Annotated in this window: 23 protein-coding genes; 11 read left to right on the top strand and 12 right to left on the bottom strand. The window is 74.5% G+C overall.

Translation table 11 applies throughout. The features are described 5' to 3' along the window. Positions 1-36 precede the first annotated feature (36 nt). The 4 genes from BN2279_RS18760 to BN2279_RS18745 form a co-directional block, all read right to left on the bottom strand. Positions 37-627, bottom strand: coding sequence for a flavin reductase family protein (locus tag BN2279_RS18760; protein WP_059011185.1), 591 nt, complete (start codon positions 625-627; stop codon positions 37-39). Next, positions 624-2,477 carry an asparagine synthase (glutamine-hydrolyzing) gene (gene asnB / locus BN2279_RS18755; RefSeq protein ID WP_059011183.1) on the bottom strand — a complete coding sequence of 618 codons (1,854 nt, stop codon included), beginning with the start codon at positions 2,475-2,477 and terminating at the stop codon, positions 624-626. Before asnB ends, BN2279_RS18760 begins: the two co-directional genes overlap by 4 nt. Continuing rightward, positions 2,478-3,233 (bottom strand): hypothetical protein, encoded by a 756-nt coding sequence (locus BN2279_RS18750; protein ID WP_059011181.1) that lies wholly within the window; start codon positions 3,231-3,233, stop codon positions 2,478-2,480. A gap of 220 nt (positions 3,234-3,453) precedes the next feature. Then, positions 3,454-4,413, bottom strand: coding sequence for a response regulator transcription factor (locus tag BN2279_RS18745; RefSeq protein WP_059011180.1), 960 nt, complete (start codon positions 4,411-4,413; stop codon positions 3,454-3,456). A gap of 490 nt (positions 4,414-4,903) precedes the next feature. Between BN2279_RS18745 and BN2279_RS18740 the strand changes: the two genes are divergently transcribed. The 8 genes from BN2279_RS18740 to BN2279_RS18705 all read left to right on the top strand — a co-directional run bounded on the left by BN2279_RS18740 (position 4,904) and on the right by BN2279_RS18705 (position 12,683). Continuing rightward, the gene (locus tag BN2279_RS18740; protein WP_059011178.1) at positions 4,904-5,848 is read left to right on the top strand and encodes an ABC transporter permease; all 945 of its coding nucleotides are present in this window, start codon (positions 4,904-4,906) and stop codon (positions 5,846-5,848) included. A 2-nt stretch (positions 5,849-5,850) separates the two neighbouring features. Next, a complete protein-coding gene (locus tag BN2279_RS18735) occupies positions 5,851-6,720 on the top strand; it encodes an ABC transporter permease (RefSeq protein ID WP_199827759.1) in 870 nt (289 codons plus the stop codon). After that, the gene (locus BN2279_RS30745; protein ID WP_059011174.1) at positions 6,717-7,529 is read left to right on the top strand and encodes an ABC transporter ATP-binding protein; all 813 of its coding nucleotides are present in this window, start codon (positions 6,717-6,719) and stop codon (positions 7,527-7,529) included. Before BN2279_RS18735 ends, BN2279_RS30745 begins: the two co-directional genes overlap by 4 nt. After that, entirely contained in the window at positions 7,526-8,374 is an 849-nt protein-coding gene (locus tag BN2279_RS30740) for an ABC transporter ATP-binding protein (RefSeq protein ID WP_059011172.1), read from the top strand. Before BN2279_RS30745 ends, BN2279_RS30740 begins: the two co-directional genes overlap by 4 nt. Beyond that, positions 8,371-9,987, top strand: coding sequence for an ABC transporter substrate-binding protein (locus BN2279_RS18720; RefSeq protein WP_059011170.1), 1,617 nt, complete (start codon positions 8,371-8,373; stop codon positions 9,985-9,987). The genes BN2279_RS30740 and BN2279_RS18720 overlap by 4 nt, the downstream gene beginning before the upstream one ends. Positions 9,988-10,059: 72 nt before the next feature. Next, positions 10,060-11,082 (top strand): LLM class F420-dependent oxidoreductase, encoded by a 1,023-nt coding sequence (locus BN2279_RS18715; RefSeq protein WP_059011168.1) that lies wholly within the window; start codon positions 10,060-10,062, stop codon positions 11,080-11,082. Positions 11,083-11,099: 17 nt separating this feature from the next. Continuing rightward, positions 11,100-12,194, top strand: coding sequence for an LLM class flavin-dependent oxidoreductase (locus BN2279_RS18710; RefSeq protein WP_059011166.1), 1,095 nt, complete (start codon positions 11,100-11,102; stop codon positions 12,192-12,194). Between the two features lie 81 nt (positions 12,195-12,275). Continuing rightward, the gene (locus BN2279_RS18705; RefSeq protein WP_059011164.1) at positions 12,276-12,683 is read left to right on the top strand and encodes a hypothetical protein; all 408 of its coding nucleotides are present in this window, start codon (positions 12,276-12,278) and stop codon (positions 12,681-12,683) included. Here the strand turns inward: BN2279_RS18705 and BN2279_RS18700 are convergent. Beyond that, positions 12,658-13,260: a TetR/AcrR family transcriptional regulator gene (locus BN2279_RS18700; protein WP_059011162.1), complete on the bottom strand. Its 603-nt coding sequence runs from the start codon at positions 13,258-13,260 to the stop codon at positions 12,658-12,660. The two genes, BN2279_RS18705 and BN2279_RS18700, sit on opposite strands and share 26 nt — an antisense overlap. Positions 13,261-13,409: 149 nt before the next feature. Here BN2279_RS18700 and BN2279_RS18695 point away from each other — a divergent pair, with 149 nt between their 5' ends. Then, positions 13,410-14,201, top strand: a complete 792-nt coding sequence (locus tag BN2279_RS18695; RefSeq protein ID WP_059011160.1) for an SDR family oxidoreductase — start codon at positions 13,410-13,412, stop codon at positions 14,199-14,201. Between the two features lie 590 nt (positions 14,202-14,791). Here the strand turns inward: BN2279_RS18695 and BN2279_RS18690 are convergent. Then, complete coding sequence (locus BN2279_RS18690; RefSeq protein ID WP_059011158.1) at positions 14,792-15,313, bottom strand: PaaI family thioesterase; 522 nt, start codon at positions 15,311-15,313, stop codon at positions 14,792-14,794. 51 nt (positions 15,314-15,364) lie between these two features. Between BN2279_RS18690 and BN2279_RS18685 the strand changes: the two genes are divergently transcribed. Next, positions 15,365-15,850 (top strand): winged helix-turn-helix transcriptional regulator, encoded by a 486-nt coding sequence (locus BN2279_RS18685; RefSeq protein ID WP_059011156.1) that lies wholly within the window; start codon positions 15,365-15,367, stop codon positions 15,848-15,850. 56 nt (positions 15,851-15,906) lie between these two features. Then, entirely contained in the window at positions 15,907-16,221 is a 315-nt protein-coding gene (locus BN2279_RS18680; protein ID WP_159037271.1) for a hypothetical protein, read from the top strand. 30 nt (positions 16,222-16,251) lie between these two features. On the opposite strand, the gene BN2279_RS18675 is transcribed toward BN2279_RS18680, so the two are convergent. From BN2279_RS18675 to BN2279_RS30000, 6 genes are all read right to left on the bottom strand, one after another. Further along, complete coding sequence (locus tag BN2279_RS18675; RefSeq protein WP_059011151.1) at positions 16,252-16,455, bottom strand: hypothetical protein; 204 nt, start codon at positions 16,453-16,455, stop codon at positions 16,252-16,254. A 51-nt stretch (positions 16,456-16,506) separates the two neighbouring features. Then, positions 16,507-16,914 (bottom strand): response regulator, encoded by a 408-nt coding sequence (locus BN2279_RS18670; protein ID WP_059011150.1) that lies wholly within the window; start codon positions 16,912-16,914, stop codon positions 16,507-16,509. After that, positions 16,911-18,347, bottom strand: coding sequence for a PAS domain-containing sensor histidine kinase (locus BN2279_RS18665; protein WP_059011148.1), 1,437 nt, complete (start codon positions 18,345-18,347; stop codon positions 16,911-16,913). Before BN2279_RS18665 ends, BN2279_RS18670 begins: the two co-directional genes overlap by 4 nt. Positions 18,348-18,412: 65 nt before the next feature. Further along, entirely contained in the window at positions 18,413-18,859 is a 447-nt protein-coding gene (locus tag BN2279_RS18660) for an ATP-binding protein (protein ID WP_059011146.1), read from the bottom strand. Positions 18,860-18,954: 95 nt separating this feature from the next. Further along, the gene (locus BN2279_RS18655; protein WP_199827758.1) at positions 18,955-19,347 is read right to left on the bottom strand and encodes a response regulator transcription factor; all 393 of its coding nucleotides are present in this window, start codon (positions 19,345-19,347) and stop codon (positions 18,955-18,957) included. Then, the gene (locus tag BN2279_RS30000; RefSeq protein ID WP_199827757.1) at positions 19,341-19,634 is read right to left on the bottom strand and encodes a response regulator transcription factor; all 294 of its coding nucleotides are present in this window, start codon (positions 19,632-19,634) and stop codon (positions 19,341-19,343) included. Before BN2279_RS30000 ends, BN2279_RS18655 begins: the two co-directional genes overlap by 7 nt. Between the last annotated feature and the right edge of the window lie 17 nt (positions 19,635-19,651).

The raw sequence follows: 19,651 nt of genomic DNA, 5'->3' as shown, positions 1-19,651 counted from the left end.
GGAGGTCGGGTGAGGGCTGTCTCTTATCGCTGCTGCTTATACTACTGTGTCGCTGCCTCTTAGCGCTCGGGGGGCGCCGTCGCCTATACCAAAAACGTACAGTGTAAGAGCGCAGGCGAGGACGGCGGGGTGGGGGCCGAGGGACCGGTACCGGCCGTCGTGGTAGACCAGCGGGTCGCCCGGCGTGGCGTCGGCGGTGGCGACGCGGCCGACGAGCACCGCGTGGTCGCCGCCCGGGAGCACGCCGTCCAGCCGGCACTCGAACCAGGCGAGGCAGCGTTCCAGCACGGGCGCGCCCGTGATGCCCGGCCGCATCGGCGCGGGGGTGAACCAGCCCAGGGCGCGCCCGGCGCCGGGGGCGGCGAAGCGCCGCGCCAGCGGCTCCTGGTCGGCGGCCAGGACGCTGAGCGCGAACCCGCGACCGGCCCGTACGGCGCCGACGATCGGGCTGCGGCGGTCCACGGCGACGCTGACCAGCGGCGGGTCGAGGGACAGCGGGCACAGGGAGGACACCGTCTTGGCGAAGACCTCCTCGCCGTGCCGGGCCGTCAGCAGGGCGACGCCGGTGGTCCAGGACCGGGAGGCGTGGCGGTAGGCGTCGGCCGCCCGGGGGAAGGCGCCGCTCACCGCACGCTCACCCGGTAGGCCCGGAGCCATTCGTCCACCTGGACCAGATGGTCCAGGCCGCCGACGGGGTTGGGCGCGGTGCGCGGGCTGGGCAGCGGCCGTCCCTCGGCGAGGGCTTGGCGCACGACCTCCCGGTCCACCAGCTCGAACACCGGCGCCTGCGGGTCGGACAGCAGCTCGTGCGCCCGCGCGGTCAGCACCTCGGTGTACCGCACCGCCGGGGTCGAGGGGTAGCCGCTCTTGGGCCGGTCGGCCACCGGCTGCGGCAGCAGGTCGCGCACGGCGTCCCGCAGCAGGCCCTTCGGTCGGCCGCCGGGCGCCTTGAGCGCCCACGGCACGTTCCACACGTACTCCACCAGCCGGTGGTCGCAGAACGGCACCCGCACCTCCAGGCCGACGGACATGCTCACCCGGTCCACCCGGTCCAGGAGCGGGGGCAGCCAGCGGGTCAGCGCCAGGTGGAACACCTCGCGGACCCGCCGATCGGTGCCCCGCTCCCCGGGCAGTTCCGGGACTCCGGCGAGCGCGTCGCGGTAGGCGGCGGCGGTGTACTCCTCGGGCCGGACGCGGGCCCGGACGTCGGGCCGCAGCAGCGCGGCCGGGGTGGCGCGGTGGTGCAGCCAGGGGAAGGTGCCGGCGGCGAGCGCGGCGTCGTCGTGGAAGTAGGGGTAGCCGCCGAAGATCTCGTCGGCGGCCTCGCCGGACAGCGCCACGGTGGAACGGCGCCGCACCTCGCGGAACAGCAGGTGCAGCGAGGCGTCCATCTCGCCCCAGCCGGGCCGGTCGCGGGCGCGCAGCACGGCGTCGCGGGCGGCCAGCAGGTCGTCGTCGGGGATCACGACCGAGGTGTGCAGCGTGCCGATGTGCTCGACCGCGGCCCGGACGTACGGCGCGTCGTGCGTGGTGCGCCAGGCGTCGGGCGCGCGGTCGGAGGAGCCGGGGAAGTCGACCGAGTAGGTGGTCACCTTGCCCTGGCCCGCCCGTTCCCTGGCGGCGGCGGCCAGCGCGGTGATCGCGCTGGAGTCGACGCCGCCGGACAGCAGCGCGCACAGCGGGACGTCGCTGAGGAGTTGCCGTTCGACGGTGTCGGCGAGGAGGTCGCGCACGGTCTCCCGGGTGGCCTGCGGGCTGTCGGTGTGCGGGCGGGACTCCAGTGCCCAGTACGGCTGTTCGCGGGTGACCTGCTCGCGGACCGACACCAGATGGCCGGGGCGCACCTCGCGCAGTCCGCGGAAGACGCCGTGCCCGGCGGTCGGCGCGGCCGGGAGGGCGAACAGCTCCGCGATCCCCTCGGCGTCGAGTTCGGCGCGGAACAGGGGGTTGGCCAGCAGCGCCTTGGGCTCCGAGCCGAACAGCACGCCCGTGCCGTGGGCGTGCCAGTACAGCGGCTTGATGCCCAGGTGGTCGCGGACCAGGAGGAGTTCGTGGCGGCGGGTGTCCCACAGGGCGTAGGCGAAGATGCCGTTGAACCGTTTCGGCGCGTCGACTCCCCACTGGAGATGGGCGCGCAGCACGACCTCGGTGTCCGAACGCGTGCGGAACACATGGCCGTGGGCGCTCAACTCGGCCCGCAGCTCACGGTAGTTGTACAGCTCGCCGTTGTAGCTCAGCACCGCGCCCGCGTCCGCGTCCTGGGTGCCGGTGCCGGTTCCCGTGTCGGTGAGGGGCTGCGTCCCGCCGTCGATGTCGATGACGGACAGCCGCCGGTGGCCGAGGGCGGCGTGCCGGGACAGCCAGACGCCGCCGGCGTCGGGGCCGCGGCAGGCCAGGGTGTCGGCCATGGCCCGCACGGCGGGCCCGGCCGCCCGGAGGTCGGTGTCCCAGTCGATCCAGCCGGTGATGCCGCACATCTAGTTCCCCCCGGGGGTGTCGGCGCCCGCCTGCCCGGGGACGCTCGCCTCCCACCGGCAGCCGTGCCCGGTGGGGCCGCTGCGCAGCCGGTGCGTGGGCACGAAGCCCTTGGCGCTGATGTTCGCGGACAGTGCCTCCGTGCAGTACGTGCACGGTGAACTGAGCGTCAGGCGGACGCCGTTGCGGCGGGCCTGCTCGCGGTAGTCCCAGATGGCGCAGTGGGTGATGGTGACGGCCGCGCGGTCGGCCGCGGGCGGGTTGTCGTCGTCGAACTCGTAGTCCGATCCGTAGAGTTCGGCCTGGCGGGCGATGCGGTGGATGGGGTCGGCGGCGCCCCGGCCGTGGTCCGGCTCGACCTCGCGGTGCACGTCGGCGTTGGCGCGGGCCCAGTCGGCGAGGACCTGTTCGCCGTACCGGTCGACGAGGAACCGTTCCATCAGGGCCTGGCCCCGGAAGAAGATCCGCTGCCACGCGTACGGCGGGGCGCCGGGGTCGGGCAGGTCGGCGAAGATCTCGGCCTGGAGCGCGAACCAGGCGGTCAGCCGGACCTCGTCGCCCAGCGAGACGAGGTAGCGCGTCAGGCCGGCCTCGGCCTCGTGCAGCCGCTGGCGCCACAGGGCCGAGCGCTCGGTGTCGGACATCGACCGGTAGGGGGAGCGGGGGGAATCGTCGTCGCCCCGGACGGCCGCGCTCAGGAGCGCGGTCCGCGGTGCGGGGCTCAGGGGCTGATCGGAAGATCTGTGCCCGTCGCTCATGGAGGGCTCCTTGTCAGGGGTTACGGACGCACTGATCTCGTTCGCCGTTCACGCTAGGCAGCGGGCCGGACCGCCCAGAAGCCCCGAAGGGCGACGGTGACGGCGACGAACGGCGCCCTCGGGTGCTCCGAAGGTCGCCCCGCGTTGCACGCCCGGACCCCCGAACCGGCATGCGGAATCCGGGGGTCCGGTGCGGGACGTGCGGCGCGGGGCGCGGGGCTCAGCCGGCGAGGCCGTGCCGGTGGGCGTAGAGCGCGGCGCGCAACCGGTCCGACTGGCCGGTCTTGCGCATCGCCTGGGTCAGGTGCTTCTTCACCGTCGCCTCGGCCAGGGCGAGTTCGCGGCCGATCTCGGCGTTGCTCAGCCCCCGCGCGAGCTGCGCGAGGACTTCGCGTTCGCGGTCGGTGAGCCCGCAGTGCTGCGGCGGTGGTTCGGCCGCGTGGCCCGCCGGGACGGGCGGACGCGTCCGGGTGGGCGGGGGAGCGGGCAGGAAAACGGTTCCGTCCGCCGCGGCCAGCGAGACGGCGGCGATGAGACGGTCCTCGGCGAGGTCGAGCGAGACGCAGCCGCTCGCCCCGGCCAGCAGCACCTGGCTGGCCTCGGCCGGGCTCTGCGCCCGGCGCAGCAGCAACACCCGTGCGCTCCGGGCGCCATGGAGGCCGCGCAGCCGCTCCACGACCGCCAGGTCGTCGGCGAGCGTCGCCCCGGGCGCCAGCAGGACCACGTCGGGCCGCACCCGGCCCACCGCGATGTGGGCCGACGCCGGGTCGGTCGTGCCGCCGACCACGGCGATGTCCGGGGCGGTGGCGAGAACGCTGCGCAGCCCGGCGCCGACCACCGGGCGGTGCGCGATGAGGAACACGCGGGTGGCGGTGGCCGCGCGGCGGGCGGCCCAGCCACAGATGGGGTGGCCGCAGGTGCAGCCGGGCGCGTCCGTGTGGTGGCGGCCCGGCATCGCCTCGGGCTCGGCGAGGAGTTGGTGACCGGCGATCATGTCCAGCGGGTTGTCGATCTCCGCCTGGAGCGTCCCGTCGGACGCGCGGGACTGGTACGCCGGGTGCGGCCCGTGCGCCTGGAGCGCGGACGGTCTGGACGCGTCGGGCCGGGACGCGCGGCGGCCGAGGGCCGGACGGGTGAACCGTCCGGAGCCCTGCGCCGCCGGTTCGGTCAGTGTGGCCACCGTGAACCTCCGCGGGCACGGAAGGCGTTGACGCATGTGCGCGGCATCGCGTGCGTTTCCTCTCGGATATGGCGAGGCCGTGCCCTCGGGCACGGCGTTACGGCGAAGAGGAAGGGCGCTGTCGGGGATGAACGACCGCGGGTCAGCGCCCGGCGCGCGGGCGACACAGCTCGTCGAAGCACCTGCGGTGCCACGAGCCGCCGATACCGACCAAGGTGAAGTCGGTCCGCCACTTTGTCATATGTCAAGCCTACTTGGGGCCTGATTGCAGGGTCAAGGATGAACGATCGTTGTTGTGCGGGGCAGTTCGCTGCCCCCTCCCGCCGGTCCTATGAGCAGGGGTAACAGCATGAACCCCTGTCTGGCTATCGCCGCGCTCCGGCCCGCACCCTTCCTTCCGCACCCCGCGACCGGAAGGACCAGCCATGACCGCCCGCGCCCACCGCCCCGCCGACGGACCGTCCGGCGCGCCGCCCCGGCAGGCGGCGAGATGAGACGGTTCCTGGCGCGCCGGCTGATCCTCGCGGTGCCGACCCTGCTGGGCGTCACCCTCGTGGTGTTCGCGACCGTCGCCCTCGTCCCCGGCGACCCGGTCAGCACCTTCCTCGGACCCGGAGCGCCGGAGGAGGCGCGCCACCAGCTCTCCGAACGCCTCGGCCTGGACCGGCCGTTGCCCCTGCGGTACGCCACATGGCTCGGACACGCCCTCGGCGGCGACCTCGGCGTCTCCATCTCCGGTCAACGCCCGGTCACGGACTTCCTGTTCCCCGCGCTCGGCCAGACCCTGATCCTGACTGGGGCGGCGTTCGTCCTCGTCCTCACCGGCGGCGTCGTGCTTGGCGCGCTCGGCGCCCTGCGGCCGCGCGGACTGCCCGGACGGCTCTCCGGCGCGTTCAGCACGCTCGCGGTGTCCGCGCCGCAGTACTCGGTGGCGCTGGTGCTCATCGCCGTCTTCGCGGTGGAGCTGCGCTGGCTGCCCGCGGGCGGCACCCACGACGTGTTCGGCGGCGGGGGCGCCCTCGACCTGCTGCGGCACCTCGTCCTGCCGGCCGTCGCCGCCGCGCTGGTGCCGCTGGGCCTGACGGCCCGCGTGTTCCGCGCCGCGCTCGGCTCGGTCCTCGCCGGTGACCTCGCCGACAGCCTCCGGGCGCGCGGACTGAGCCGCCCGGCCGTGCTGCTGCACTGCGCGCACAACGCGGCGCCCGCCCTGCTCACCATCGCCGGGCTCCAACTCGCCTACCTGCTGGAGGGGGTGGTCTTCGTGGAAACGCTCTTCGCCTGGCCGGGCGTCGGCCGGCTCCTGTACGACGCGCTCGCGGCCCGCGACCTGCCCCTCGTGCAGGGCGGCGTGCTGGTGGTCGCCGCCGCGTTCGTCGGGATCAACATCCTCGTCGACGCCGCGCACGCCTGGATCGACCCGAGAGTGCGGAGCTGACGATGACCGCGTCCACGATCCCGATCGCCCCCGCCGTCCCCGCCGCGCCGGGCCGCCGCCTGCCACGCGCCGGACTGCTGATCCCGGCGGCGCTCGCCGTCCTGCTGGTCCTGGTGGCGCTCGCCGCGCCGCTCCTCGCCCCCGACGACCCGGCCGCCGGCTCGCTGCGGGACCGGCTGCTGGACCCCGGCAGCCCCGGCCACCCGCTGGGCACGGACGGCCAGGGCCGGGACGTTCTCAGCCGGCTGATCTGGGGCGCCCGGCCGTCCCTGACCGGCGGCCTAGTGCCCGTCGCCGTCGCCGCCGTGCTGGGCAGCGCGCTGGGCATCGCCGCCGGGCTCGGCGGGCGCGTCACCGAACAGGGGCTGCTGCGCACCCTCGACGTGCTGTACGCGTTCCCCGGCCTGCTGCTGGCCATCGCGGTCGCCACCGTGCTGGAGGCGGGCGTGGGCGCGACCGTGTTCTCGCTGTCGGTGGTGCTGACCCCGGTGGTGACCCGGGTCGCGTACACCGAGGTCCAGCGCATCCGGTCCGCCGAGTACCTGGAGGCCGCCCGGGTGAGCGGCGCGGGACGTACGGCGATCGCCGTACGGCAGGTCCTGCCGGTCATCGCCCCCGTCGTCCTGGCGTACGCCTCGTCGCTCATCGGGCTCGCCATCGTCTACGCCGCCGGCCTGTCGTTCCTCGGCCTCGGGGTCGCGCCGCCCGCCGCCGAGTGGGGCGCGATGCTGGACGAGTCCCGGCCCGCGCTGCTGACGCACCCGTGGGTGGCGGTGCTGCCCGCGCTGACGATCCTCGCCGTCTCGGTGCTGTTCACGGTCCTCGGCGAGGCCCTGCGCCGCCGCGTCGGCACCGGGGAGGACGCGCGATGAGCCGCCTCCCGCAGAGCGGGCACCCCGTGCTGTCGGTCGAGAACCTGACGGTGGACCACCCGGGACGCGACCGGACCGTCCGCGCCGTGGACGGCGTGTCGTTCACCGTCGGCGCGGGCGAGGCGCTGGTGCTGCTGGGCGAGTCCGGCAGCGGCAAGACCACCGTGGCCCGCACGGTCCTCGCCCTGCCCGGCCGCGCCGCCCGCGTCACCGGCAGCGTCCGGCTGGGCGGAACGGACCTGCTGACGGCCGGTGAACGCACCCTGTCCCGGATCCGCGGCCGGCGCGTCGGCTATGTGGCGCAGGACCCCACCGGCGCCCTCGACCCGCTGCGCCGCATCGGCCCGCAGCTCACCGAGGTGCTGCGGCGTCACCGGATCGCGGACGGCCGCCGGGCCGCCCGCGCCCTCGTGCCCGGCCTGCTCGCCGCCGCGGGCGTCTCCGACCCGGAACGGATCGCCCGCAGCCACCCGCACGAACTGTCCGGCGGTCAGCGACAGCGCGCCGCGATCGCCCTTGCCCTGGCCTGCGGCCCCGAACTCCTGGTCGCCGACGAGCCCACGACCGCGCTCGACGTGCTGGTACAGGCCCAGGTCCTGGACCTGTTCGGGCGGCTGCGGGCCGAACGCGGCACGGCCCTGCTGCTCGTCACCCACGACCTTGAGGCCGCCCGCCGCGTCGGCGGCCGGGTGGCGGTGATGCGCGACGGCCGCGTCGTCGAGACCGGGCCCGCCGAGCGGGTGCTGTCCCGGCCCGGCCACTCCTTCACCGCGGAACTCGTCGCCACGCGACAGGAGGCCCACCGATGACCGAGCCGCTGCTCTCCGTCGAGCGCGTCACCAAGCGCTACACCAAGGCCGCGCCGCCCGCGCTGGACGACGTGTCCCTGACCGTCGCGCCGGGCGAGACCGTCGGACTGGTCGGCGAGTCCGGCTCGGGCAAGTCCACCCTCGCCCGGCTGGCGCTCGGCCTGCTCCCCGCCGACTCCGGCACCGTCCGGTTCGACGGCCGGGACCCGTACCGGCTCACCGGCCGGGGCGGGCGCGCGACGCGCGGGCGGCTCCAGTTCGTTCCGCAGCACCCGCGCGGCTCCCTCAACCCGGCGCTGCGGGCCGGCCAGGCCGTCGCCTTCGCGCTGCGCGCCCGGGGCACGCCGCGCCGGGACCGCGACGAGGCCGTCGCGGAGCTGTTCCGGCGCGTCGGCCTGGACCCGGCGCTCGCCGGGCACCGCCCGCGCGAGCTGTCCGGCGGGCAGCTCCAGCGGGTGGCGATCGCCCGCGCCCTGGCCACCGGCCCCGACCTCGTCGTCTGCGACGAGCCCACCTCCGCGCTGGACCGCGCCACCCAGCACCACGTCCTGGACCTGCTGCGGGAGCTGCGCGAACGCACCGGCCTGGCCTACCTGTTCATCTCCCACGACCTGGCCGTGGTGCGGCGGCTCGCGGACCGGGTGGTGGTGCTGCGCGGCGGCCGGGTCGTGGAGGAGGGCACCACCGGCCGGCTCTGGGCCGCTCCCCGGCACCCGTACACGCGGGCCCCTTCAATGTGCTGCCACGACGTCCACCCTCACCCACCCACAACACGCACACCCTCTGGGGCGGAAGCGCCAGAAGTGAAAAAGAGCCAGCCCCTCGTGAGGAAGCAAGCACGATGACCCACCGCCATTCCGTCCACGGACTCAGACTCGCCGCCCTCCCGGCCGCCGTGCTGCTCGCGCTGACCGCCACCGGCTGCGGCTCAGGCGGCTCCGACAGCCCGACGTCCGGCGACTCCGGCAGCGGCGGCACCCTGGTCATCGGAGCGACCGGCACCCTGCCCAACACCGACACCGTCATCGGCGGCGCGGGCTTCGAGGGGAAGCGGCTGGTCAGCTTCCAGCTCTACGAGGGCCTCACCCGCTACGACCTGACCCAGGGCGACACCCCGCCCGAGATCACCGGCGCGCTCGCCACCTCCTGGGAGGTCGCCGACGACGACACCACCTGGACGTTCACCCTGCGCGAGGGCGTCACGTTCCACGACGGCACCCCCTTCGACGCGGACGCCGTCATCTTCAACCTCGACCGCTACCTCGACGAGGACAGCGAGCACTACACCGACGCCCTCGGCGCCGCCGCCGGCGAGTACGCGGGCGGCATCGCCGACTACCGCAAACTGGACGACACACACGTGGAGTTGGTGACCGAGTCGCCCAACGGGCACTTCCCCGAGGACCTCGCCCACGTGCTGATCGCCAGCCCCACCGCCATCGAGGCCACCGGCACCGAGGACTTCGCGCAACAGCCCGTCGGCACCGGCCCGTTCACCTTCGTGTCGCAACGCGAGGGCCAGGAGATCGAGTTGGCCGCCAACGAGGAGTACTGGGGCGGCGCGCCGAAGCTCGACCGGCTCGTCGTCCGGGCCATCCCCGACGCCGCCGCCCGTACCGCCGCGCTCCGTTCGGGCGACGTCAACTGGATCGAGTACCCGAACCCCGACGACATCGAGAGCCTCACCGCCGAGGGCGCCAGCGTCGTCACCAACAGCTACGACCACCTCTGGTACTGGATCCTCGACACCTCCCAGGGCCCCTGGGCGGACGAACGGGTCAGGCGCGCCGCCAACTTCGCCATCGACCGCGAGGCCATCGCCGAACAGCTCCTCCACGGCACCGCCGACCCGGCCTACCAGGCCGCGCCCCGGGCCACGTTCGCCTACGACGAGTCCGGCGACACGTACACCTACGACCCCGACCGGGCGCGGGAGCTGCTGGCCGAGGCGGGCTACGCGGACGGCTTCGAGACGTCCGTCACCGTGCCCACCGGCGGCTCGGGCAACCTGCTGCCCGTACCCATCACCGAGGCCCTCCAGCGCGACCTCGCCGCCGTCGGCATCGACGTCGAGATCCGCACCACCGACTGGTCCACGCTGATCGGCGCCGAGGCCGAGGGCGAGGTGGCGCTCGGCTCGGACGCCATCGCGCAGTCCACGACGCTGTTCCAGTCCGAGGCGCTGCTCCCGCTGTTCATCGGCAGCGACAGCCCCTTCTGGACCGGCCACTACAGCAACGAGCGCGTCGACGAACTCCTCGCCGACGCCTCCGCCGACACGGACACCGAGCGGCGCCGGGAGTCCTACCGGGAGGCGCTGTCCCTGGTGACGGCGGACGCCCCCTGGCTGTTCGTCGTCAACGACCGCAACCCCAGGGCGCTTTCCCCGCAGGTGCGGGGGCTGGTCCAGCCGCAGTCCTGGTTCATCGACCTGACCACGGTCTGGGTCAGCTCCTGACTCCCCCGGCCCCGCTTCCCGCCGCCCGTTTCCCCGCCGCCCGTTTCCGTACGAGAGGACGTCAGCCGCTCCATGACCGAGCCGCATCCGCTCCACCGCGCCGAGGCCGCGCCCCCCAAGTGGGGCGTCACCCTGCCGCTGCCAGGACTGACCATCGACCGGCACCGCTTCCTCATCGAACGCCTGCCGGACCTCGGCTACACCGACGTCTGGAGCGCGGAGGGCGGCGGCACGGACGCGTTCACCCCGCTCGCCGCGACCGCCGCCTGGTCGCCGACGCTGCGCATCGCCACCGGCATCGTGCCGGTCCACACCCGGGGCCCGGCGGTCCTCGCCCAGACGGCCGCCACCCTGGCCCAACTCGCCCCCGGCCGCCTGCTGCTGGGCATCGGCGCGTCGGTGCCCGCGCATGTCACCGACATCAACGGCATCCCGTTCGACGAACCGTTCAAGCGCACCAGGGACGTACTGCGGTTCGTCACCCGGGCGTTGCGGGGCGAGTACATCGCGGGTGACTTCGACACGTTCTCCATCACCGGCTACCGGCTGCCGCACCCGCCCGCCCAGCCGGCCAAGGTGATCCTCGGCGCGCTCCGGCCCCGGATGCTGCGCCTGGGCTTCACCGAGGGGGACGGCGCCATCACCAACCTCCTGTTCCCCGAGGACGTTCCCACCGTCCTCGACGCGGTCGGCCCCCAGCCGCCGGGCAAGGAACTGGTGGTGAAGGTCTTCGTCTGCCCCACCGAGGACGCCGACTACGCGCACCGCGCGACGCGCCCGTTCCTGGCCTGGATCCTCAACCGCGAGCCCTACCGCAAGTTCCACGAGTGGCTGGGCCATGGCGACCTGCTGAGCGAGTCGCACCGGCTGTGGGCCGAGGGCGACGCCGAGGGCGCCCAGAAGGCGCTGCCGGACGAGGTGGTGGACGGCCTGTTCATCAGCGGCTCGCCCGAGGAGTGCCGCGAACGCATCCTGCGGTACCACCGCCCCGGCGTGACCACCATCCAGCTCTACGTGTCGCTGCCGCCCGAGGTGTTCGTCAGCCGGGCCAGGGTGCTGGAGACCCTGGCCCGGCTGGGCCCCGGCGGGTCCTGAGAGAGGAACGGGGCGAGATGGAGCTGGACATACGGGGCGGCGTCAGGGCCGCTCCCGTCACGGGGCGCACCCCGGCCGAACGCCAGGCGCTGCGTTTCGCGCCCGACCCGCGCGAACGCACCGCCGACCCGGAGCACGTGGCGCTCACCGCCCGGCAGAACGAGGAGGACGGCCTGGACAGCGCCCTGGTGACGCAGTCCAGCTCCTGGCCCGATCCCTGGCTGGTGGCGGCGTGGGCGCTGGCCGCGACGCGCAGGCTGCGCGTCGCGGTCGCCCACCGGATCGGCACGACCGCGCCCACGGTGGCGGCCCGTTCGCTGGCCACCCTGGACCGCCTCTCCGGCGGCCGGGCGGCGGCCCACGTCATCATCGGGTCCAGCGACGCCGATGTGCTGCGCGACGGTGACGTGCTGGGCAAGGCGGACCGCTACCGCCGGGCGGGGGAGTACCTGGAGGTGTTCCGCCGGACCCTGACCGAGCGGCAAGGCTTCGACCACGACGGGGAGTTCTACCGGCTGCGGGACGCCGGGTCCGGGGTGTGGCCGCGCCCCGGCGGCGAGTTGCTGTCGTTCGGCGGCTCCTCGCCCGAAGGGCTGGACCTGGCGGCCCGCTTCGCCGACGTCTACGCCGTGCGGGCCCTGCCGTTACCGGCGACGCGGGCCCGTATCCGGGAGATCCGGACCGCCGCCGCCGCGCACGGCCGGACGCTGCGGATCTGGCGGCACCTCACGCTGGTCCTCGCGGCGACCGACGCGGAGGCGGCGGACCGGGCGCGGTGGCTCGCGCGGGAGGCCGTGCGCCTCACCTCGGGTGCCGACAGCGCCCGGTGGACCGGCGCGGTGCAGCTCGACCGGGACCGGGAGCGGGGTTCCGCCGACCCCGCCCGGGGCCGGGCGCAGGTCGAGGCGTACATCCGCCGCTCCCTCGCGGCCTCCTTCGTCGGCTCCCCGGACACCGTGGCCGCGCGCGTGGACCTGCTGCGGGCGGCCGGGGTGGACATCGTCCAGCTCGACATGGCCGTCGAGACCGACGAGGACCGGGCCCTGCGCCGGGCCCTGGTGGACCGCCTGCGCCCCCCCGCCCGCGCCCTGGCCCGCCGCCGCGTCTGGTAGTGGCCGGGCCGGCGGCGCGCCGCCGTAAGCTGGGCGGAACGCCCCGAGGGCGGCGGGCGACGGACTTGCGGGGGTGGGCGGATGCTGGAGCTGATCGCGGAGGCGCTCGACGCGCGGTTCACCACCCGGGCGCACCGGGAGCCCCGCCGGCGGCGGCGCAGGCGGGAGCGCGCGCTCGCGGCGGGGCGTGAAGTGCGGTTCCGGGGCGGGGTGATCGGGCCGGAGCCGTACGGAAGGCGCCTGGCCAACGTGCTGTTCGCGTCGCGGGTCACGCTGGCCTCGGCGTACGCGCCCGCGAAGAAGCGCACCCGCCGGACCCTGCCGGTGGAGCGCCTCCGGCTGGTCACGGTCAGGCCCAGGCTGTCGTCGGAGAAGAAGATCCCCGGTCACTTCCATGTCGTGGTCTGCCGCGACGGCGACACCGAGGTGCTGATCGTCTGCGCGCCGTGGAACACGGGGTTCGTCACGGCTCCGCTCGCGGCGGGCTGAGCGGGGCCGTCGCCGCCCGGACCACGTCGCGGGCGAAGCCGGCCGCGGCCCGGACCGCGCCGTCGGCGCCGAGGATCGCGGCGTCGGTGTTGACGCCGTCCATGATCAGGGACAGCCGGTCGGCCAGCCCCTCCGGGTCGCGGGCCCCGGCGCGCCGGGCCAGGGCGCGCAACTGCTCCCGGCGCGCGGCGTAGTGGGCCACGATGAACCGGTGCGCCGGGTGGGTCTCCTCGGGGAACTCGGCGTAGGCGTTCCGCATGGCGCAGCCGCGGAAGCCCGCCTCGGAGGCGCGCTCGGCGACCACCGCGACCACGGCGACGAGCTGCTCGGCCGGGTCGTCGGGGTGCCGGTCGGCCGCCTCGGTCAGCAGCTCCGGCCAGTCGGTGGCGCAGCGCTCCAGCCAGGCGACGATCAGCTCGTCCTTGCCGCTGAACTCCCGGTACAGCAGGTTCTTCCCGCAGCCGCAGGCGTCGATGATCTGCTGCATGCCGACCGCCCGCACGCCGTGCTCGTTGAACAGCCCGCACGCCGCGTCGAGGATGCGGTCCCGCGCGCCCGGATCCGGCTTCCTGGCCATCGCCCACCTCCCGTGCGCGCCAGCCTAGCGGATTACGGACCGAGCGGTCCCTCACGGTTGACAGTGGCGTCCCGGTGCGTCCAGGATACGGACTGATCGGTCCCGGACCGATCAGTCCGTTTCAATCCGGAGCACCGAGGAGTACGACCATGGACCTGGAACTCGCGGGGAAGACCGCCGTCGTCACCGGCGGCAGCAAGGGCATAGGGCTGGCCGTGGTGCGCCTCCTCCAGGCGGAGGGCGTACGCGTGGTGGCCGCCTCGCGCCGGGAGACGCCGGAGCTGAAGGAGACCGGCGCCACGCACGTACCGGTCGACCTGTCCACCGCCGAGGGCGCGACGGAGCTGATCGAGCGCGCCACCGCCGAACTCGGCGGCATCGACATCCTCGTCAACAACGTCGGCATCGGCGACACCGACGACATCGCCCGGGGTTCCCTGCTCGGGCTGCTCGACCTGCCCGACAGCGCCTGGCAGCACACCTTCGACCTGCACTTCTACAGCGCCCTGCGCGTCACCCGGGCCGCCCTGCCCAGCCTGCTCGAACGCCGGGGCACCGTCGTCAACGTCTCCTCGATCGGCGCCCGGCTCACCGGCGCCGGGCCGATCGACTACAACGTCAGCAAGGCCGCGCTCAACGCCTTCACCAAGGTCGTCGCCGAGCAGTTCGGTCCGCGGGGCGTGCGGGCGATCACCGTGTCCCCGGGGCCGGTGTCGACCGGGGTGTGGACCGACCCGGACGGCTTCATCGGCCGCCTCGCCGCCGAACAGGGCATCACCCACCAGGAGTTGGTGGACCAGTTCATGGCCGGCCTGGGTGCCACCACCGGCCGCCTGTCCACCCCCGAGGAGCTCGCGCGGGTGATCGTCTTCGCCGTCTCGCCGAACAACATCAACGGCGCCGACCTCGTCGTCGACGGCGGCGTCCTCAAGACCACCTGAACCGCCCCCGGCGCAGGACCTCTCCCACGGTGGGGAGGAGAGGTCCTCCGCCGGACACCGCACACGCGCCGCCCCCGGGGTGATCCGCGGCGCCTCCCGCCGGTCGTCCGGCAAGGGCGGTCGTCACCCTGGTGCGTTGACCCCGCGTGACCGGCTTCCGGCGCTTCCGGCACGGACCGCGGGACCGGGGCGTGCCCACGAAGGTTCGCGCGAGAGAGTCGCGGTCGCCGCGTTCGCGCCGCCGAGGCCGTGTACGAGGTGGGCACCCCGTCCGGCCGTCGAGGCGCTGGAGGGCGCCCCCCTCGGCCTCCCCCGGATCGCCTCTGATCCGTGCCGACCGTCGTGGCCATGGACGGTGGCTCGGCCCGGCCGGTCTCCACCGGTCTCCACCGGACACGGACCCGGACACGGACCCGGACCCGCCGCCCGCGTCGCGGGGAACCTGCGCCGCGCACGGCGGACCGGGGTCTCACCGGCCTCGGCACGTTCCGCCCGGAGTCGGCGTTTCGCGGCCGGACAGGACGCCGTCCTCGCGGAGTTGTCGGATCGCGCCGGCCGGGCGCCGAGCCTCGTGGTCCGTACGGCCGAGGTCAGCCGCCCAGGATCAGGCAGGTGCTCGACGCCGTCGCGAGGATCTTGCCGTCCGGGTCGCGGACGTCGCCCTCGGCGAACGCGACCCGGCGGCCCGGCTTGGTGATCCAGCCACGGGCACTCAACTCCATGCCCGCGTGCACCGGGCGCAGATAACTGACCTTGATCTCGATCGAGGTGTACCCGGTGCCGGCCGGGAGCGTGGACTGCACGGCGCAGCCGGCGACCGTGTCGAGGAGGGTGCAGACCAGGCCGCCGTGAATGAGCCCTATCGGGTTGTAGGCGCTCTCGTCCGGCACGCAGGCGAACGCGACCTCGCCCTTCTCGGCGCTGAGGAAGCGCATGCCGAACAGCTCGGAGATCGGCGGCGGCGGCAATTCCCCGTCCGCCATGGCCCGCAGGTGGTCGAGGCCCGACATCGCGGCCCCGGCTTCGGTGGTGACCCGGGGGTCGTACCAGGTGATCGTCTTGCTGCGCGGGGCACCCCAGGACTCGGGTGCGGCGTTCTGGTCGGCGGACATGGCACGACGCTAGCATCTGGGTTCGGAAAGCGAATCCAGATGGGGATGTGAATGCCGCCACGAATCTGCTCGGTCGCCAGGACGCTGGAGGTCGTCGGTGAGCGCTGGTCGCTGCTCGTGCTGCGCGAAGTCTTTCTCGGCGTACGGCGGTTCGACCCGATCCGCGAGGCGACGGGCGCGCCGCGCGCCGTGCTCGCCGAGCGGCTGCGCGATCTGGTGGCGGCGGGCGTGCTGGACCGCCGGGAGTACCGGGAGCCGGGCACCCGGGTCCGCCACGAGTACCATCTGACGCCTGCCGGACGGGAGTTGCAGCCGGTGCTCACCGCGCTCATGCAGTGGGGCGACCGGCATCTGGCCGGTCCCGGGCAACCACCGCTGGAGCTGCGGCACGCCGACTGCGGCGGCCGGGTCAGGACGGCCCTGGTCTGCGAGGAGGGCCACACCCTCCCCGACACCGGCACCGGCCTCCGCCCCGTGCCGCGGGCCGGGGACCGGGATCGGGCGACGCGGGACAGCGCCCCGGCCGGCGGGAGTTGAGCCACGTCCCCGGGCGGGACCGCGGAGCGGAACCGGGGAGGAGTAGCGTGGTCCGCATGGATCCGATCTCCCTCATCGTCGCCGCCCTGGCGGCCGGTGCCACGGCCGGGCTGACGGACGCGACGAGCGAGGCGGTCGGGAACGCCTCCGGCCGGCTCACCGCTCTGCTGAAGGCCAAGGGCGCCGAGCCCGCGCCCGGCGCCTCCGAGGAGGAGACGCGCCGGCGCCTGGCCGACGCCGGGGCGGGCGAGGACGAGGCCGTCGTCGCCGCCGCCGGCCGTGTCCTGCGGCTGGCCGACCCGGAGGGCCACCGGCACGGCAGGTACACGGTCACCGGCACCCGCGACACCCCCGGCGCCCCGGCCCCCTGACGACCGGGGCGTCACGCCTCCCGCGGGGGTTCAGCGGCCGGGGTCGCAGCAGCTCTCGCGGCGCATCAGGTGACCCACCTCCGCCCACGCGTCCTGGTCCCCGGCGTCCCGCGCGACGGGCGTGTCCGCGAACGCGGCCACCAACTCGGCCTGCCGGAACGGCACTCCGCCGCGCAGCACGGACTCGGTGCGCACCAGCGAGCCGAAGTCGGCGAACGGGTCGCCGTCCGCCACGGTCGCGCTTTCCGGCAGGGGTGACGAGCGGGCGCGTGGTGCGCCGGCCGGTCAGCGCGTGACGCCGGACCCGCCGAGTCTGCGGACGGTCGCCACGATCTCCGTGTTGGGCACGCCCTTCAGCAAGTACTCCGTCACCCCGGCGCGTCTCATCTCCTCGACCGCGCCGAAGTCGGCGTGGGCCGAAAACGTCAGCACGCGCGTGCCGGGCGAGCGCAGCAGGATCTCCCGTGCGGCCCGCGCCCCGCCGCCGGGCATCCTGAAGTCGACGACGGCGACGCCCGGTTGATGCTGGGTCGCCAGCTCGATCGCCTCATCGGCGTCCGCGGCGGCCCCGACCACCTCGAAGTCCCGTTCCTCGCGCAGCACATCGCACAACGCCTCGCGGATCATCGCGTCGTCGTCACAGACCAGGATGGTCACCCGCGGCGCGGTCGCCACCCCGTCGGCGCCGCTCATGACGTGCCTTCGCCCGGGGCGTCCCCACCGCCGACCGGCGGGGTCGGCAGCCAGAACTCGACGGTGGTGCCGCCGCCCGGCTCGCCGTGCATCGTCCACCAGCCGTCCGCGGTCTCGGCGCGCTCCCGCATCTCGATCACGCCGAAGTGTTCACGCCCGGTCAGCGGGCCCAGCGGGGCCTCGAACCCCACGCCGTCGTCGGTGACCCGCGTCAGGACCCCCTGACCGGCCGGCGCCAGCGACACCTTCACCGTGCTCGCGCGGGCGTGCTTGTGGACGTTGGTGAGCGCCTCCTGGCAGATCCGGAAGATCGTGATGGCGACCTCGGTCGGCACCTCCCCCTCCAGGCTGTGGTCGAACGCGTACCGCAGGCCCCACCCGGTGACCACCTCCTCCAGGTAGCCGCCCAGCGCCTCCACCAGCCCGTGCCGGTCGATCCCCGGCGGGCGCAGCCGGAAGCTGAGGCTCCGGAGCCGGCCGATCGCCCCGCTCACCGACTCGTCGAGCTGCCGCACCTGCGGCGCCAGCTCCGGCGGGACGCGGTTGGCCAGGAGCTGGAGCCGCATCCCGACGGCGACCATGGACTGGATCGAGTCGTCGTGGACGTCCCACGCGATCCGGCGCCGCTCCATCTCCTGCGCCTCCACCAGATGCGCCAGCAGCCGCCGCCGCTGGGTCAGCGCCTGTTCGGCGGCGCGGCGTTCGGTGAGGTCGCGGGTGACCTTGCCGAAGCCGCGCAGGTGGCCGTTGTCGTCGAAGAGGGCGGTGATGACGACGCTGGCCCAGAAGCGGGTGCCGTCGCGGCGCAGGCGCCAGCCCTCCTCCTCGTAGCGGCCTTCGGCGGTGGCGATCCGCAGCTCGCGTTCCGGTTTCCCCTCGGCCTTCGCCTCGGGCGGGTAGAAGACGGAGAAGTGCTGGCCGATGATCTGCTCGGCGGTGTGGCCCTTGATGCGCTCGGCGCCGGTGTTCCAGCTCACGATGCGGCCCTCGGTGTCGAGCATGAAGATCGCGTAGTCCAGCACCCCCTGCACCAGCAGCCGGAAGCGCTCCTCGCTCTCGGTCAGCGCCTGTTCGGCGGCGCGGCGTTCGGTGAGGTCGCGGGTGACCTTGCCGAAGCCGCGCAGGTGGCCGTTGTCGTCGAAGAGGGCGGTGATGACGACATTGGCCCAGAAGCGGGTGCCGTCGCGGCGCAGGCGCCAGCCCTCCTCCTCGTAGCGGCCTTCGGCGGTGGCGATCCGCAGCCCGCGGGCGGGACGGCCCTGGGCCCGTGCCTCGGGCGGGTAGAAGACGGAGAAGTGCCGGCCGATGATCTGCTCGGCGGTGTAGCCCTTGATGCGTTCGGCCCCCGGGTTCCAGCTCAGGATGTGGCCCTCGGTGTCGAGCATGAAGATCGCGTAGTCCAGCACCCCCTGCACCAGCAGCTCGGAGGACATCCCGGCGTTCCGGTCCGGCTTCCCGGGCCGAGGGGGTGGGGCAGCACCGCGCATACCGTAGAGCTTTACACGACCGAGCCGGCTCCCGGCACGGGCTGCCCGTCGGCGCCGCGCCCCTGGTCGGCGGATTCCGTCACCAGCTCGCACCACACGACCTTCCCGGTGGCCCGTCGTGAACTGCCCCAGTCGGCCGCGAGCCGGTCGATCATCCGCAGCCCGAGACCGCCGCCGGCCGGTCCCGGATCCCTCGGCGCCGGACGCACCGGACTGTCGTCGGCCACCTCGATCCGGATCCGGCGCCGCGTGCCCGTCATGCGCACCACCGGAGCCCCGTGCCCGTGCCGTAGAGCGTTGGAGACCAGCTCGGAGACGATCAGCACGATGTCGTCGTGACGTCCCCGGTACGCGTACCGCAGCAGGGTCCGGCGGGCGAAGTCCCGCGCCCGCGCCGCGCTGCCGCCGTCCTCCGGCAGGTCCAGCGCGACGTCGTAGACAGGGGACAGTGGTTCCACGCTGCCACTCTCCGCCATCCCCGGGCGAACGGCGAGACGCACGGGGACCACCCGGCCTGACGCAAACGCACTACACGCACCACGGCGTCCGGGCGTCAGTCCAGCAGGCCCTCGCGGCGCGCGATGGCCACCGCCTCCAGTTTCGAACGGGCGCCCGTCTTCTCCAGCACGCGCTGCACATGATTGCGCGCCGTGTTGTGCGCGACGCCGAGCCGTTCGCCGACCTGCGCGGTGCTCAGCCCCTCGGCCAGCAGCAGCAGCGTCTCCCGCTCCCTGGGGGTGAGCGTCGCCCCCGCCGTCGGGACCCGCCCGGTCAGCCGGTCCAGCACGCCGCCGAGCAGCCCCCGCGCGAAGACCACCTCGCCCGCCGCCACCTGCCGTACCGCGTCCTCCAGCTCCCCCAGCCGGCCGGACTTCAGCACCAGCCCCGCGCCCCCGGCCTCCACCACCCGGGTCGCCACCGACGCCGTCGCCTCGCCCGTCAGCACCAGACCCGCGTCCGCGCCGCCTGCCGCAGCAGGCCGATCGCCGTGATGCCGTCGCCGTCCGGCAGCCGGCGGTCCAGCACCACCACGTCGGGCCGGTAGCGCCGGGTGTCCGCGAGCGCCGCCGCGATCGACCGCGACCGCGCGACCACCGTCATGCCCGCCGCCCGGTCCAGCGCCTGGCCGATCGCCTCCGCCACCATGTCGTGGTCCTCGACCAGCACCACCCGGATCGGCCGTTCCTCCTCCGGCGACGACGACGCGGGCGGCGGCGTCGGCGATGGCGGCATGAGCGGATCCCTCGGCG

Origin of the sequence: Streptomyces specialis, assembly GCF_001493375.1 — a bacterium.
Classification (GTDB): Bacteria; Actinomycetota; Actinomycetes; order Streptomycetales; family Streptomycetaceae; genus Streptomyces; species Streptomyces specialis.
Note: the sequence above shows the minus strand (reverse complement) of the source record. Positions and strands in the feature narration are given on the sequence as shown.

Excerpts from the sequence above, each read along its gene's own strand:
- BN2279_RS18680 (WP_159037271.1), top strand. The coding sequence starts at position 15,907 with ATGGATCCGATCTCCCTCATCGTCGCCGCCCTGGCGGCCGGTGCCACG.
- BN2279_RS18700 (WP_059011162.1), bottom strand. The coding sequence starts at position 13,260 with ATGGCCAGGAAGCCGGATCCGGGCGCGCGGGACCGCATCCTCGACGCG.
- BN2279_RS18710 (WP_059011166.1), top strand. The coding sequence starts at position 11,100 with ATGGAGCTGGACATACGGGGCGGCGTCAGGGCCGCTCCCGTCACGGGG.
- BN2279_RS18715 (WP_059011168.1), top strand. The coding sequence starts at position 10,060 with ATGACCGAGCCGCATCCGCTCCACCGCGCCGAGGCCGCGCCCCCCAAG.
- BN2279_RS18670 (WP_059011150.1), bottom strand. The coding sequence starts at position 16,914 with ATGAGCGGCGCCGACGGGGTGGCGACCGCGCCGCGGGTGACCATCCTG.
- BN2279_RS18735 (WP_199827759.1), top strand. The coding sequence starts at position 5,851 with ATGACCGCGTCCACGATCCCGATCGCCCCCGCCGTCCCCGCCGCGCCG.
- BN2279_RS30745 (WP_059011174.1), top strand. The coding sequence starts at position 6,717 with ATGAGCCGCCTCCCGCAGAGCGGGCACCCCGTGCTGTCGGTCGAGAAC.
- BN2279_RS18750 (WP_059011181.1), bottom strand. The coding sequence starts at position 3,233 with ATGAGCGACGGGCACAGATCTTCCGATCAGCCCCTGAGCCCCGCACCG.
- asnB (WP_059011183.1), bottom strand. The coding sequence starts at position 2,477 with ATGTGCGGCATCACCGGCTGGATCGACTGGGACACCGACCTCCGGGCG.
- BN2279_RS18685 (WP_059011156.1), top strand. The coding sequence starts at position 15,365 with ATGCCGCCACGAATCTGCTCGGTCGCCAGGACGCTGGAGGTCGTCGGT.
- BN2279_RS30000 (WP_199827757.1), bottom strand. The coding sequence starts at position 19,634 with ATGCCGCCATCGCCGACGCCGCCGCCCGCGTCGTCGTCGCCGGAGGAG.
- BN2279_RS18695 (WP_059011160.1), top strand. The coding sequence starts at position 13,410 with ATGGACCTGGAACTCGCGGGGAAGACCGCCGTCGTCACCGGCGGCAGC.
- BN2279_RS18705 (WP_059011164.1), top strand. The coding sequence starts at position 12,276 with ATGCTGGAGCTGATCGCGGAGGCGCTCGACGCGCGGTTCACCACCCGG.
- BN2279_RS18665 (WP_059011148.1), bottom strand. The coding sequence starts at position 18,347 with ATGTCCTCCGAGCTGCTGGTGCAGGGGGTGCTGGACTACGCGATCTTC.
- BN2279_RS18720 (WP_059011170.1), top strand. The coding sequence starts at position 8,371 with ATGACCCACCGCCATTCCGTCCACGGACTCAGACTCGCCGCCCTCCCG.
- BN2279_RS18740 (WP_059011178.1), top strand. The coding sequence starts at position 4,904 with ATGAGACGGTTCCTGGCGCGCCGGCTGATCCTCGCGGTGCCGACCCTG.
- BN2279_RS30740 (WP_059011172.1), top strand. The coding sequence starts at position 7,526 with ATGACCGAGCCGCTGCTCTCCGTCGAGCGCGTCACCAAGCGCTACACC.
- BN2279_RS18690 (WP_059011158.1), bottom strand. The coding sequence starts at position 15,313 with ATGTCCGCCGACCAGAACGCCGCACCCGAGTCCTGGGGTGCCCCGCGC.